14 protein-coding genes and 1 pseudogene are annotated in these 13465 nt (G+C 60.7%); 4 read left to right on the top strand and 11 right to left on the bottom strand.

The window, feature by feature from the left end:
• Positions 1-30: 30 nt before the first annotated feature.
• The 5 genes from N554_RS0131275 to N554_RS0131255 are packed head-to-tail and all read right to left on the bottom strand — an operon-like array spanning position 31 to position 4541.
• A complete protein-coding gene (locus tag N554_RS0131275; RefSeq protein ID WP_371259540.1) occupies positions 31-771 on the bottom strand; it encodes an ABC transporter ATP-binding protein in 741 nt (246 codons plus the stop codon).
• Positions 755-1504: an ABC transporter ATP-binding protein gene (locus N554_RS0131270; RefSeq protein WP_029587030.1), complete on the bottom strand. Its 750-nt coding sequence runs from the start codon at positions 1502-1504 to the stop codon at positions 755-757. Before N554_RS0131270 ends, N554_RS0131275 begins: the two co-directional genes overlap by 17 nt.
• Positions 1497-2432: a branched-chain amino acid ABC transporter permease gene (locus N554_RS0131265; RefSeq protein ID WP_029587029.1), complete on the bottom strand. Its 936-nt coding sequence runs from the start codon at positions 2430-2432 to the stop codon at positions 1497-1499. Before N554_RS0131265 ends, N554_RS0131270 begins: the two co-directional genes overlap by 8 nt.
• Positions 2429-3295, bottom strand: coding sequence for a branched-chain amino acid ABC transporter permease (locus N554_RS0131260; RefSeq protein ID WP_029587028.1), 867 nt, complete (start codon positions 3293-3295; stop codon positions 2429-2431). The genes N554_RS0131265 and N554_RS0131260 overlap by 4 nt, the downstream gene beginning before the upstream one ends.
• Before the next feature lie 25 nt (positions 3296-3320).
• Positions 3321-4541, bottom strand: a complete 1221-nt coding sequence (locus tag N554_RS0131255) for an amino acid ABC transporter substrate-binding protein (protein WP_029587027.1) — start codon at positions 4539-4541, stop codon at positions 3321-3323.
• 158 nt (positions 4542-4699) lie between these two features.
• Here N554_RS0131255 and N554_RS0131250 point away from each other — a divergent pair, with 158 nt between their 5' ends.
• On the top strand, positions 4700-5602 hold the full coding sequence (locus N554_RS0131250) for a LysR family transcriptional regulator (RefSeq protein ID WP_029587026.1): 903 nt from the start codon (positions 4700-4702) through the stop codon (positions 5600-5602).
• Between the two features lie 100 nt (positions 5603-5702).
• Here N554_RS0131250 and N554_RS39260 read toward each other — a convergent pair.
• The 6 genes and pseudogenes from N554_RS39260 to N554_RS0131220 form a co-directional block, all read right to left on the bottom strand.
• A pseudogene (locus N554_RS39260) lies at positions 5703-6014 on the bottom strand (CorA family divalent cation transporter); the annotation flags it as partial.
• Positions 6015-6044: 30 nt separating this feature from the next.
• Positions 6045-7040 carry a 4-hydroxy-tetrahydrodipicolinate synthase gene (dapA, locus tag N554_RS0131240; RefSeq protein ID WP_081851521.1) on the bottom strand — a complete coding sequence of 332 codons (996 nt, stop codon included), beginning with the start codon at positions 7038-7040 and terminating at the stop codon, positions 6045-6047.
• Complete coding sequence (locus N554_RS0131235; RefSeq protein ID WP_197033820.1) at positions 6973-7491, bottom strand: hypothetical protein; 519 nt, start codon at positions 7489-7491, stop codon at positions 6973-6975. Before N554_RS0131235 ends, dapA begins: the two co-directional genes overlap by 68 nt.
• A gap of 32 nt (positions 7492-7523) precedes the next feature.
• Complete coding sequence (locus N554_RS0131230; protein WP_029587023.1) at positions 7524-7799, bottom strand: hypothetical protein; 276 nt, start codon at positions 7797-7799, stop codon at positions 7524-7526.
• Positions 7800-8005: 206 nt separating this feature from the next.
• Positions 8006-8245 carry a hypothetical protein gene (locus N554_RS0131225; RefSeq protein WP_245283771.1) on the bottom strand — a complete coding sequence of 80 codons (240 nt, stop codon included), beginning with the start codon at positions 8243-8245 and terminating at the stop codon, positions 8006-8008.
• Positions 8246-8422: 177 nt separating this feature from the next.
• Positions 8423-8890, bottom strand: coding sequence for a hypothetical protein (locus tag N554_RS0131220; protein WP_029587021.1), 468 nt, complete (start codon positions 8888-8890; stop codon positions 8423-8425).
• A 514-nt stretch (positions 8891-9404) separates the two neighbouring features.
• Between N554_RS0131220 and N554_RS36860 the strand changes: the two genes are divergently transcribed.
• Genes N554_RS36860 through kdpB form a run of 3 tightly spaced genes read left to right on the top strand, consistent with a single transcriptional unit; the run spans position 9405 to position 13381 of the window.
• Positions 9405-9494 (top strand): K(+)-transporting ATPase subunit F, encoded by a 90-nt coding sequence (locus N554_RS36860; RefSeq protein ID WP_016846764.1) that lies wholly within the window; start codon positions 9405-9407, stop codon positions 9492-9494.
• 44 nt (positions 9495-9538) lie between these two features.
• Entirely contained in the window at positions 9539-11242 is a 1704-nt protein-coding gene (kdpA, locus tag N554_RS0131205; RefSeq protein WP_029587019.1) for a potassium-transporting ATPase subunit KdpA, read from the top strand.
• A 24-nt stretch (positions 11243-11266) separates the two neighbouring features.
• On the top strand, positions 11267-13381 hold the full coding sequence (gene kdpB / locus N554_RS0131200; RefSeq protein ID WP_029587018.1) for a potassium-transporting ATPase subunit KdpB: 2115 nt from the start codon (positions 11267-11269) through the stop codon (positions 13379-13381).
• Positions 13382-13465: the final 84 nt, after the last annotated feature.

The following is a 13465-nucleotide window of genomic DNA, read 5'->3' as shown; positions in this document are numbered from 1 at the left end:
AATGAAAAGCATTCGTCGCGATGACGATGGTCAGTCTTCGAGGACGCCGAGATAGGCGTCGCGAATGATCGGATCGGCCAGCAATTCAGGACCGAGGCCGGTGCGCACGATGCGGCCCATATCCATGATATAAGCGGAATGGCATAGGTCGAGCGCGGTGGTGACGTCCTGCTCAACCAACAGGATCGACACGCCCTCGGCGTTCAGCGTCCGCAACGCCGCGACCAATTGTTCGACCAGCAACGGCGACAGGCCGAGCGACAATTCGTCGATCATGAGCAGTCGCGGGGCGCTCATCAACCCCCGGCCGATAGCGCACATCTGCTGCTCACCGCCGGACAGCGTCGCGGCGGCCTGGTTGCGGCGCTCCATCAATTTCGGGAACGTCGTGTAGACCCGTTCCATATCGCGTGCGATTTCGGCCCGGCTGGCCTTGCGCGAATAGGCGCCCATCAGCAAATTGTCCTCGATGCTCATGGCGCCAAACAGCCGCCGGCCTTCGGGTACGTGGACGATGCCATGGGCGAGAATCTGCGCGGCAGTGTCCCCTGTCAGATCCCTGCCTTCGGAGAAGTAATGGCCATCCTGCATCGGGATCAGCCCGGACAGCGTCCGCATCAGCGTGGTCTTGCCGGCGCCGTTGGAGCCGATCAGCGCGGTGATCTCACCGCGGCGCACCGCCATGTCGATGCCCCACAGCACCTGGATCTCGCCGTAGCCTGCGCGCAAACCTTGCAGTTCGAGGATCAGGGGATCAGCCACTGGCGGCATTCCGGTGTGCGTATTGCTGGCCGAGATAGGCATCGACCACAGCGGGGTTCTTGATGACGTCGCGCGGCTGGCCGTCGGCGATCAGCTGGCCGTTGTGCAGCACGACGATGCGGGTGCAGACGTTGAGCACCACTTTCATCAAATGCTCGATCATCACAATGGTAATTCCGCCAGCGGCAAGCTGATGGATCAACTTTGTAGCGCGCTCCACCTCGGCGCTGTTGAGGCCGGCATTGACCTCGTCGAGAAACAACAGCTTCGGCTTCATCGCCAGCGCCTTGGCCAGTTCAAGCCGCTTGCGCATCGCCAGCGTCAACGTCGCCGCCGACTGGTTGGCCTGCGCGGCGAGGCCGACGAAGGCAAGATGCGCGCGTGCTTCCTCGCGCGCAGATTTGAGGCTTTCGCCGGGCTGCGAGAACAAAGCAGCCGCTGCGACATTGTCGAGCGCGGTGAATTCGGCAAACGGCTGCACGATCTGGAAGGTACGCGACAGGCCGAGCCGCGCCGCCTGATAGGTCTTCACCCGGGTGATGTCCTTGCCGTCGAACGTTACAACACCTGAACTTGCCGGTGTCACGCCGCAGATGGTGTTGACCAGCGTGGTCTTGCCGGCGCCGTTCGGCCCGATCAGGCCGAGCACCTCGCCCTTGTTGACAGATATCGTGACGTCGCGCAGCGCCTGCAGGCCACTGAAGTGGCGCGAGACGTTGCTGAGGTGAAGGATCTCAGACATGCTTCGCCTTTCGCCAGAACATGCCGGAGCGCAGCGAGATCAGGCCGTGCGGCAGGAACAGCAGCAGCATGATGATCAGCACGCCGAGCACGCCGCTATGGATCTGGATGTAGTTGCGCCAGACCACCTCCTCCAGGCCGAGGTATACGAAAGCGCCGCAGACCACACCCAGCGGCGACCCCAGCCCGCCCATCAGCGCCATCACGATCGGCTTCACCGAATAGAGGATGTCGAACACGTCGGACGGGTCGATGTAATGCACCCACGCCGCATAGATGCCGCCGGCGGCGCCGACGAAACACGCCGACAGGCCGAAGGCCACGCTCTTGTAGAGCGTGGAATTCAGGCCAACCATATCGGACGCCGTCTCGTTCTGCCGGATGCAGTTCAGGCCGAAACCGAGCTTTGAGGCCGACACGATGATCACCACCACCGCCGTGATCAGCAGCAGGCCCCACATCGCATAGAAGAAGAACGTCGCATCGGCGAGAATGCCGGAGCCTGACGCCAGCGGAATATTCAGCCCCATGCCGCCGCCGGTCAGATCCGTGGCGTTGTTGACCAGTTCGCGAAATACCTCGACCAATGAGAGGCTGGCGATCGCGAAATAATGCCCGCGCAGCCGCAGCAGCACCGCGCCGAGCGCCGCGGCAAGCAGGAAGCACATCACCAGCGAGCCGATCACCGCGACACTCAGCGGCACGCTTTTGTTGAGCAGAATGCCGGTGGCATAGGCGCCGAAGCCGAAGAACGCCGCGGTGGCAAAAGACGGATAGCCGGCAAAGCCGCCGACGACATTCCAGGACAGCGCGAAGATCGCATACATGCAGGCGATGGTGCCGATTCGCAACGCATAAGCGCCGCCGAACAGCGGCAGCGACGCCACGCAGGCGATCAGGATCAGTAGTGCCAGATTGACCCGGGTCATTCAAAACCCTTTCGGCCAAGCAGGCCCTGCGGACGTACGACCAGGAAGATAATCAGCAGCACGAAGGACAGCGTGGTGGCATGCGCCGGTCCGATCAGCGTCGAGCCGACGCCTTCGACCAGCGCCAGCAACAAACCGCCGGCCAGCGCCCCGGACACGCTGCCGAGGCCGCCGAGCACGCAGACCACAAACGCTTTGCCGAGATAGGCCGACGATGTCAGCGGCGAGATCGGGAAGATCAACGCCATCAGCACGCCCGCGCAGCCGGCCAGCGCCGCGCCGAGCCCGAAGGCAATGGCATAGATCGATTTGACATCGACGCCCATCAGCACGGCGGCATCGCGATCGAGCCGTACCGCGACAATGGCCCGGCCGACTTTCGAGCGCCGCAGCAGCAGATAAAGCAGACCCGTCAAGACCAGCGCGGATGCGGTGGCGATCAGACGATCGACCGGCACCACCACGTCGAACAGCGAGATCGAGCCGGTCGGCGGGCTCAGCGTCAGCTTGCGATAGTCAGCTTTGAAATAGTAGATCATCGCGTTGTTCAGGATCAGGTCGAGCCCGAAGGTCAGGGTCAGCGTCACCAGCACCGGCGCAGTGATGACGCGGTTGAGCAACAACCGCTGCAGCAGATAGCCGAACACGAAGAACAGCGGCGCCGCGATCACCAGCGCATACCATGGCGAGATCGCCAGCCATTGATAGGCGCCCCACGCGAGGTACGCGCCGAGCACGATAAACGAGCCGTGGATCAGGTTGATGACGTTGAGGACACCCCAGACCAGCGAGAAGCCGATGGCGATGCAGGCATAGAGACATCCCAGCACCAAGGCATTGATCAAGACCTGGACGGCCAGCATGTGGATTCCTCGCCGGGCGCGGCCCTCAGTTCACGCCGAGCTTGAATTCGCCCTGCTTGATGGCATCCGGAAACAGCACCACCGCCTTCTGATTCTGGATCTGGAAAACCGGCGGCTCCAGCGAGTTGATTTGGCCGTTGGCACCGAATCTTACGGGTCCGAAGAACGTCACGACGTCCATCTTGGCCAGTTCGTCGCGGACCTTCTCGCGGTCCAGCGATCCGACCTTCTCGATCGCCATCTGGAACAAAGCGCCACACAGCGCGGCCGAGGCCTGGGCGTAGTCCGGATCGCTGTTGTACTTGGCCCTGAACAATTTCACGAAATTCGAGGTCTGGCCAAAAATGTCCTTGCCGGCATACTGCTCGGCCGGATGCCACCACGAAGCGCTCGAGATATTCTCGGCGCTCTGGCCGGCAGCCTCGATGAATTCCTGATAGGCCGGACCGGCGATCATCGTCACCACGGCGGCCTTCATCTGCTGGTCAACCATCTGCTTGCGGATCAGCAGGAGATCGTTGGTGTAGCCGGTGACGAATATCCACTGCGGCGCCAGCGACTTGATCTGCGACAGCGTGCCGGAGTGATCCAGCGTGTTGATCGCGTATTTCTCGAAGTAGGCGACTTCGATGCCATTGGCTTTGGCGGACTTCTCCATCTCCTGGGCGATCGCCAGGGGAAACAGGTCGTTGCGTGCCAGGATCGCCACCTTCTTCACCTCGGGCGCCTTGGCCTTGATGATCTGGGTCAGCGGCGTGGTCAATGTGTCGTTCGGCGTGAAGGTGCCAAACAGATATTTGTACCCCTGGTCATAGACCTGCGACGATGAGGCGGATGCCGCGATGGTCGGCATCTTGTATTTTTCGGAGATCGTGCTGGCGGCCTTGGCGGCGCCGGAGCCGAACGGGCCAAACATGAAGTTGATTTTGTCCTGGGTGATCATCTGCTCGGTGGTCTGTACCGAGCGCGGCGTGTTCGACTGGTAATCCGCGTAGACGATCTCGACCTTGTACTTCCTGCCGCCAACATTGATGCCGCCGGCCTTGTTGGCCTCCTCGGCCCAGAGGTTGTAGCCCATCTGCTGTTTGACGGCTTCGGGCGCCAAGGGCCCGGTGATCGGCAGCGGCGCGCCGAAGCGGATCACGTCTTCGGCCGAGGCCAGCGATGCGGAACCGGCCAGACCGGCAACCGCGATCAAGAGCGAGCCTGAGATGCGGGCGTAGCGAGCGAGCCGGGATTGAACCATCCGTTTTCTCCGTCCATGACTGTGACCAATGCCTGGCAAAAAGCATGGCAAATCCAGCTTTCGAATAAAAGCATTGAAATTAGACGCTATCGGTCTGAAAATCAGACCTCTAGTCAGAAGCTGCCGGATTGTTGAGCAGCCGAATTTGGAAGGGCGAGATGATCGAATCTACCGCCGTACGGTATTTCCGGGTCGTTACCGAGTGCGGTTCGATCAAACAGGCGGCGGCATCGTTGCGGATCGCGCCGTCAGCCATTAGCCGGCAGGTGCAGGGGCTGGAAGAAGAGCTGTCCGTCAAGCTGTTCGAGCGCGGCGCACGCGGCATGAATCTGACCGACGCTGGACACGTGCTCTATCGCTATGCAATCGAGAACCGAAACCAGTTGGACGGGTTACGCAGCAAGGTCGAGGAGTTCGACTCGCTGCGCCGCGGCCAGGTGAAGATCGCTACTGTTGAAGGATTGTTGGCCAGCTTTCTTTCAGATTTTGTTGTCGATCTCGCGGGAGAATATCCGGGTATCTCGATTGCACTGACCGTGGTCGGTTCACGGGACGTCGCTGAACTTGTGGGGCACAACGACGTCGACCTCGGCTTCGTCTTCGGACGGGCGCCGCGGCGCGATTTGATTGAACTCGCCCGCATGCGACAATCGCTATGCCTGATCGTTGCGCCGAACCATCCATTGGCGACGAAAAGCAGTTGCACCGTAAAGGACCTGGCGGGCCTGCGTGTCGTCGTCCCCGATCCTTCATTCGGCATCCGTCAGGAAATCGATCGGGCCTGCGCGCAGGCCCAGGTTCGCCTGGAGATTTGCAACGAAACCAATTCCCTCGCCTTCGCGCAAGCGCTAGCCGCCCGGACCGAATTGGCTACGTTTTTGCCAAGGGATACTGCGATGCCTGCATTAATTGCTGGCACGCTCGTGGCGGTCCCGCTGAAGGAAAAGCGCCTAGAAGCAACGCAGGTCACCTTGGTGCGACTTGCTTCGCGGAACGTCTCGCCCTCCAGTCACCTGGTCGCCGAAATGATGGTGACGAGGATGAAGGAACGTAGGGAATGATACATTGGCTGGTGGCGCTTTGGCCCAAATTGGGATCAGGAAATCCTTCGATTCCATCTGAATCCTGAGATCATTCAAGAGAAGGTCGCCGGCTGCCGGTTTACAACCATCCGACGCGTCGGAATCGCCAGAACAGCGCCGCGCACGCAAGCAGGATCACGCCGACAACGGCGAAGCAACCATACTCCCATTCCAGTTCCGGCATGTTCTTGAAATTCATACCGTAGAGACCCGCGATCGCGGTGGGGACCGCGATGATGGCAAGCCATGAGCCAAGTTTTTTGGAGACGGCGGTCTCCTGAGCCTGGCCGACCAGAAGGCTCGTATCGAAGGCAAAGGCAAGGACCTCTCGAAGCGAGTCGATCTGCTCCTGAACCGTGTGGACGTGGTCCGTGAAGTCACGGAACAGCGGTGCGCTTCTGCGCTACCTGCGTCGATCGTGTCACGCCTTCCCGGTGAATTGGAAATCCGTTCGAAGGGACCGCGCGTGTCCCTCGCGAAGGCGAGGCCCGTGCCAGCTTTCGATCGAACAGGCGAGATCCTCATCGCCGATCTCGGCGATCGCACTCGCGAGCTCGGCTTTCGCCGAATCGGCCAGTTCAACGATGGGCAAGCGTGTGTTCGGCGACATGAAGCCGAGCAGGCACAAGGCATACTTCAGGGCGGCCGGGCTTTCTTTGGTGAGGCAAGCGGTCAGCGGCGTCAGCCGATTTTGCAGGTACCTGGCGGACTGCAATCGTCCCTGTCTGCAGTTCGAAAAGATCGCCCGGCACAGGTCGGGCGCGACATTCGATACCATCGAGATGCAACCATCCCCGCCGGTGGCGATAAAGGCGAGCGAAGTGGCGTCGTCTCCGGATAACAGCCGAAACGCGGTCGGCAGCCGCGGCCGCAAGCGTATGAGACGCGGCATGTCGCCGGTGGCGTCCCTCAATCCGATGAACTGTCTCGATTCCGCCAGCCGCGCGAGTGTGTCGTCGGATAACTCGCGGAAGGTTCTGGAGGGAATGTCGTGCAGGATGATCGGCAGCGCGGTCGAGATGGCGATCGCCCGGAAGTGCGCATGAATGCCGGCCTGCATCGGTTTGTTATAGTAAGGCACGACCGAAAGGACTGCATCGGCGCCTGCTGCTTCGGCCCGCTGCGTCAACTCGATAGCCTGGCTGGTTGAATTCGATCCCGCCCCGGCGATTACGCGGACGCGACCTCGCGCGATCTCGATGGCAGCACGGATGATCGTTTCTTGCTCAGCTGGTGTCAGGGTTGAGGCCTCGCCGGTGGTTTCGCAGACCACGATCGCCGAGACGCCCGCTTCGATCTGACGTTCGCAAAGCTTCGCGAATGCTGCCAGATCGACCGCGCCCTTTTCATCAAACGGTGTGGCAAGATCGGGTATGTAGCCGGCCAGCCAGGTAGCGGGATTTGCAAGGGACGTCATGGGGTTTCACGCCGCGTTTTTCCATCTGGACGAAGCCTTGCCGATAGGCGGAAAGCAAAAGGCCCTGCTGGCACCTGACGCCCGCCTCGATCCGAAAACCCATCCGTTCTAGCCTCGCCCGGACCTTCAGGCAGAAGCCGCTTTCGCGAGAGTCGATCAGGACAGCAATGGCGGCACTGGCGCTGAGGAACTGCGATATCTCGGTGAGGGCAGCCTCAAGGGCCTGAAATGTGTTCTGCCCCGTGATCAGGCCGACCGCATGCTGCCTCTTCGGAATACGGCAGGTTGTGGTAGTGGCCACGCGAATGAACCCGCGTCGCCGCAGCGCAAGATAGAGTTCGAGGCTGTCGCTGCCGGCGACAATGGCGCGATGCAGATTCGACAAGCGGGTGAGCCCGATCATGGTATCGACGACCTGCTCGCGGTTTGAACCGGAATGAGGCTGAACCATTTGGCTCTCCTGTGTGACGGCTGTTAGGTTGATCATGCAGCGCGCCGCGTGTTGGCGGCAGCGAATATGCGATCGGAGGATGAGAACTTGCCGCTCATATCGAGCTCAACTTCGCGCGACAGCTCGATGATGCTTTCCGGGTGATGGCCGTTCTCGAACAGCGCGTACTTGACGGCTTGCGCGCGATTGACGAACAGGCCGCCGTAGAGACCGTTCTGTTCCTGGGCGACCCAGTTGCCGCGTTTGTTCTTGCCAATGAACACGATTCTAGATGCGGAGCTACACGATGGAGGTTCGACGAGCTTCACGTTGGTATTCCTTCTGGTGACGAGTGACGCGCGATACCCACGCCACGGGCCTTCCGTCGCTGTGTTATTTTGTCTGCGAGTGTTCGGATGGTTGTGGTCGGGAGACTGCTTGACTCATGGTGCCAATATCCTCCCGGCCGGATATGAATTCGAGGGCGACAAGGCAACGATCTCATAAGAGGCGTATAAGATCGCGCGATGCTGTCTCAGACCGGGACGACGTGATTGAAACTGCTGACCAGGAAAAACAATGCCGCGTAGGCCACCGTTTCATCCCAGTGATTGAGCACTGCGTCGAACGGCGGCTCGCGCCTCATGGCGCCGACGACCGAGCTTAGGATGATGGACATCCCCAGCAGCGCGGCGAGACTTCTGCCGAAGCCGATGCTGCCAAAGGCGGCGAAAACAGCCAGGATGATCGTTCGCAGGAAAAAGCGAACGATCACCTGGGCGGATCTTAGTTCTCGCGGTAGATTCGGGACCTGCGCCAAGATGCGAAACTCCGACGATCGTTGGTTGCGGCATAGAGCGTTTCAAGCGAAGTGGAGACCGGTTCGCATCAAGAAACGCGTCAAATCAAGAAGCTGGAGCACCGTTTCGATTTTATCGAAACGGGAAAGGCTCTAGCCGAAATTATCGCTTAGGACGGGCTCGTAGAGCGGGCTAACGTCGCGCGATACAGTGGGAACGCTGGTCCTGCTCGACGGCGCCGCATTGCGCTTGGCGTCGACGAACGCGCTCAAGATCGCCAGCGGCAAATCCGCATGACGGGCTTCGATCGATCGGTCGAGCCAATCAGGAAGCTCGCGCTGGCGCGAGAGCGCGCAATACCACTCGCCCTCGTCATAGGCGATACGGCGAACCTGCCATAGCGGCAATTCCAGGTCGATCAGCGCGAGCGCTGCATCGGTCCAGGCCCCCGACCCAACCAATCGTTCGATCCGCGCCGTCTTCTCGGCCTGCCCCGCGGACGGAAAGCGCCGGCAGGTCTCGCCGATGATCTCTGAGATGAGATCAGTTGTCACGGCGTTCGCGTCGCGCAGCCGATCGCTGATTTCGAGGGAATCATGATGTTCTGAAAGAGCTAACATGGCGTCATCTCACATAAGGCACGGCCGCGAACAGCAGCCGCCCGCAAAATGATCAGAACGCCATTTGAAAACGAGATGGAATGAAAGTCCGAGATATAGGAATTTCATAAATGTGCATTTCTGGAACTAAACGTGCATTTCTGGAAAACGCGTTGAAGTCTGCAAGACCACGATTCCGTCCGCAACTATCCTAAAAATCGAGAGTTGGACTGCAAGCGTGGCATGAGACCGCGCATTTATGCAATTCCTATAAAATTCCCCGTGCAGCTGCCTCGAAAACATATGCGGGGAGTGGCACCTCATCGCCTCTGATACCGGTAAAGTCAGGATTGCATATGCGATCAGACTTGATCCATCGCAATCCGATCCATCGCAATCCGTTTTCCCGCGCACGGAAGCAAAGCGCGCAAGGAGCATCTCATGCTGGATGTCGTCATTCTGGCCCTCGGCCTCGGCTTCTTCGTAGCGTCGGTGGGGTACGCCTACGCCTGCGAACGACTTTAGGAGAACGGCCATGATCTTCGACTATTCACTCGCCGGTCTCGTCTCCTTGGGCCTGCTGTTTTACCTGACCTACGCCCTGCTACGGCCCGAGCGGTTTTAATCGCATTCCGGCACAAAACACGCGCAAACCTCAAGGCATACACCATGACCGCCATTGGCTGGATTCAAATTTTTCTGTTCTGCGCGATCATCGTCGCGCTGGTCAAACCGCTCGGCTGGTACATGACGCGCGTCTTCAATGGCGAGCGCACGTTCCTCTCCCCGATCCTGCGGCCGGTCGAGGCCGGACTTTACTGGATCGGCGGCGTCGACGAGAGACGTGAGCAGCATTGGCTGACCTATACAGTCGCTATGTTGTTTTTCCATGTCGGCGGCTTTCTCATCCTTTACACGCTGATGCGGCTTCAGGCCGTTCTGCCGTTCAACCCGCAGGAACAGTCCGCGGTCGCGCCAGACCTTTCCTTCAATACGGCGATCAGCTTCATCACCAACACCAACTGGCAGAACTACGGCGGCGAAAGCACGATGTCCTACCTCGTGCAGATGCTTGGCCTGACGCACCAGAATTTCCTCTCGGCGGCAACCGGCATCTCGCTTGCGGTGGCGCTGATCCGCGGCTTCTCCCGCTCCTCGATGCGGACCATTGGCAATTTCTGGATAGATGTGACGCGCACTACGCTCTATGTGCTTTTGCCGATCTGCGTGGTCTACACACTCTTCTTGGTCTGGCAGGGCATGCCGCAGACGCTCGGCGCCTATGTCGATGCAACGACGCTGGAAGGTGCCAAGCAGACCATCGCGGTTGGTCCCGTCGCTTCGCAGGTCGCGATCAAGATGCTGGGCACCAATGGCGGCGGCTTCTTCAATGCGAATGCCGCGCACCCGTTCGAGAACCCGACGGCATTGTCGAACTTCGTCCAGATGCTTTCCATCTTCCTGATCGGCGCCGCGCTGACCAATGTGTTCGGCCGCATGGTCGGCAACCAGCGTCAGGGCTGGGCGATCCTGGGTGTGATGGGTGTACTGTTCATCGCCGGTATCGCTGTCACATATTGGGCAGAAGCTAACGGCACCACCGCGCTTAGCTCGCTCGGGCTGACCGGCGGCAACATGGAAGGCAAGGAAATCCGCTTCGGTATCGTCGCCTCGTCGCTGTTCGCGGTGGTTACGACAGCGGCCTCCTGCGGCGCCGTCAATGCCATGCATGACAGCTTCACCGCGCTTGGCGGCATGATTCCGCTGATCAACATGCAGCTCGGCGAGATCATCATCGGCGGCGTCGGCGCCGGCCTTTACGGTATGCTGCTGTTCGTCGTGCTCGCGATCTTCGTCGCTGGTCTGATGGTCGGCCGCACCCCCGAATATGTGGGCAAGAAGATCGAGGCGCGCGAAGTCAAGATGGCGATGCTCGCCATTCTGGTGTTGCCGCTGATGTATCTCGGCTGGACCGCCGTCGCGGTAGTGCTGCCATCTGCAGTGGCGTCGATGGCCAACGCCGGTCCGCACGGCTTCACCGAAGTGCTCTATGCCTTCACCTCGGCAACCGGCAACAATGGTTCGGCCTTTGCCGGCCTGACCGGCAACACCTTCTTCTACAACCTGACCCTCGCGACTTCGATGTTCGTCGGCCGCTTCTTCATGATCGTGCCGGCGATGGTGTTGGCCGGCTCGCTGGCCGGGAAGAAGCTGCATCCCGCGTCGGCGGGTACGTTCCCGACCACCGGCGGCCTGTTCGTGGGGCTCGTTGTCGGCGTGATCCTGATCATCGGCGGTCTCACCTTTTTCCCGGCGCTCGCGCTCGGGCCAATCGTCGAGCATCTCGCGATGACGGCAAACACCCTGTTCTGATCGATCTCTTTCGGAGTTACGTCCATGGAAGCGTTGAAACTGCAAAAACGGGCGCCGGTATCGACCATGCTGGATCCGAAGATCGTGATGCCGGCCATCAGCTCCGCCTTCGCCAAGCTTGATCCGCGGTTGATGATCAAGAACCCCGTGATGTTCGTGGTCGAGGTTGTCGCCGCGCTGACCACTGTAATCTTCCTGCGCGATCTGGTGACGGGCGGCGAGAGCCTCAGCTTCACCTTCCAGATCATCCTGTGGCTGTGGTTCACGGTGCTGTTCGCCAACTTCGCCGAGGCCGTCGCGGAAGGCCGCGGCAAGGCCCAGGCCGATTCGCTCAGGAAAACGCGGACCGACAGTCAGGCCAAGCTGTTGACGGGTTCTGACAAAACTTATCGCCTTGTATCCGGCACCGGCCTCAAGGTCGGCGATATCGTTCTGGTCGAAGCCGGCGACAACATTCCTTCCGACGGCGAAGTGATCGAAGGAGTGGCCTCGGTCAACGAGGCCGCGATCACCGGCGAGTCCGCGCCTGTGATCCGCGAATCCGGAGGCGACCGCTCGGCGGTCACCGGCGGCACGCAGGTGCTGTCGGACTGGATTCGCGTCCGCATCACGGCGGCGCAGGGATCGACCTTTATCGATCGCATGATCAAGCTGGTCGAGGGCGCCGAGCGGCAGAAGACGCCGAACGAGATCGCGCTCAATATCCTGCTCGCGGGCCTGACCATCATCTTTGTGTTCGCGACCGTTACCATCCCCAGCTATGCCGCTTATGCCGGCGGTTCGATTTCGGTGGTCGTGCTGGTGGCGCTGTTCGTGACGCTGATCCCGACCACCATCGGCGCGCTGCTGTCGGCAATCGGCATCGCCGGCATGGACCGGCTGGTGCGCTTCAACGTGCTGGCGATGTCGGGCCGTGCGGTCGAGGCGGCGGGCGACGTCGATACGCTGCTGCTCGACAAGACCGGCACCATCACGCTCGGCAACCGGCAGGCGACCGCGTTCCGCCCCGTCCGCGGCGTGACCGAGCTGGAGCTCGCCGATGCCGCGCAGCTTGCCTCATTGGCTGATGAAACTCCGGAGGGCCGCTCGATCGTCGTGCTCGCCAAGGAAAAGTACGGCATTCGCAGCCGCGACATGGCGGAACTTAACGCAACGTTCATTCCGTTTACGGCGCAAACCCGCATGAGCGGCGTCGACGCCGGCGCATCATCGGTCCGCAAGGGCGCGGTCGACGCGATCCTGAACTTCGTCGGGGGCGGGATGGCACAAGCCATGGCCTCCGGAAACACCGTCAGGGCCATCCAGAGCACGGCAAATTCCGACATTGCCCGCGAGATCCAGACGATCTCGGACGAGATCGCAAAAGCCGGCGGCACCCCGCTCGCGGTCGCCAAGGATGGTCGTCTGCTCGGCGTCGTGCACCTGAAAGACATCGTCAAGGGCGGCATCCGCGAGCGCTTCGCCGAACTGCGTCGCATGGGCATCCGCACCGTGATGATAACAGGCGACAACCCGATGACGGCGGCGGCAATCGCCGCGGAAGCCGGCGTCGATGATTTTCTCGCGCAGGCCACGCCCGAAGATAAGCTGAAGCTCATTCGCGACGAGCAGGCCAAGGGCAAGCTGGTCGCGATGTGCGGCGACGGCACCAACGATGCGCCGGCACTCGCACAAGCAGACGTCGGCGTCGCCATGAACACCGGAACGCAAGCCGCGCGCGAGGCCGGCAACATGGTCGATCTCGACTCCAATCCGACCAAACTGATCGAGGTGGTCGAGATCGGCAAGCAGCTATTGATGACCCGCGGCGCGCTCACCACGTTCTCGATCGCCAATGACGTCGCGAAGTATTTCGCCATCATCCCGGCGATCTTCCTAGCGTTCTATCCGCAGCTCCAGGCGCTCAATATCATGCACCTGACGAGCCCGCAGAGCGCCATCCTGTCGGCGATCATCTTTAATGCGCTGATCATCATCGCGCTAATTCCGCTTGCCTTGAAAGGCGTGGCGTATCGCGCCGTCGGCGCCGGCGCGCTGTTAAAGCGCAACCTGCTGATCTACGGCGTCGGCGGCATTATCATTCCGTTCATCGGCATCAAGGCCATCGACCTCGTCGTCACTGCCTTGCATCTGGCTTGACACCGTGATTGCGAGCGCCGCGAAGCAATCCAGGAGCCGAGAAGAAAGATTGGATTGCTTCGTCGCTTCGCTCCTCGCAATGAC

This window comes from Bradyrhizobium sp. URHD0069, assembly GCF_000701345.1.
In the GTDB taxonomy this organism is placed as follows: Bacteria; Pseudomonadota; Alphaproteobacteria; order Rhizobiales; family Xanthobacteraceae; genus Bradyrhizobium.
The sequence above is the reverse complement of the archived record's forward strand: the minus strand, read 5'-3'. Positions and strand labels throughout refer to the sequence as shown.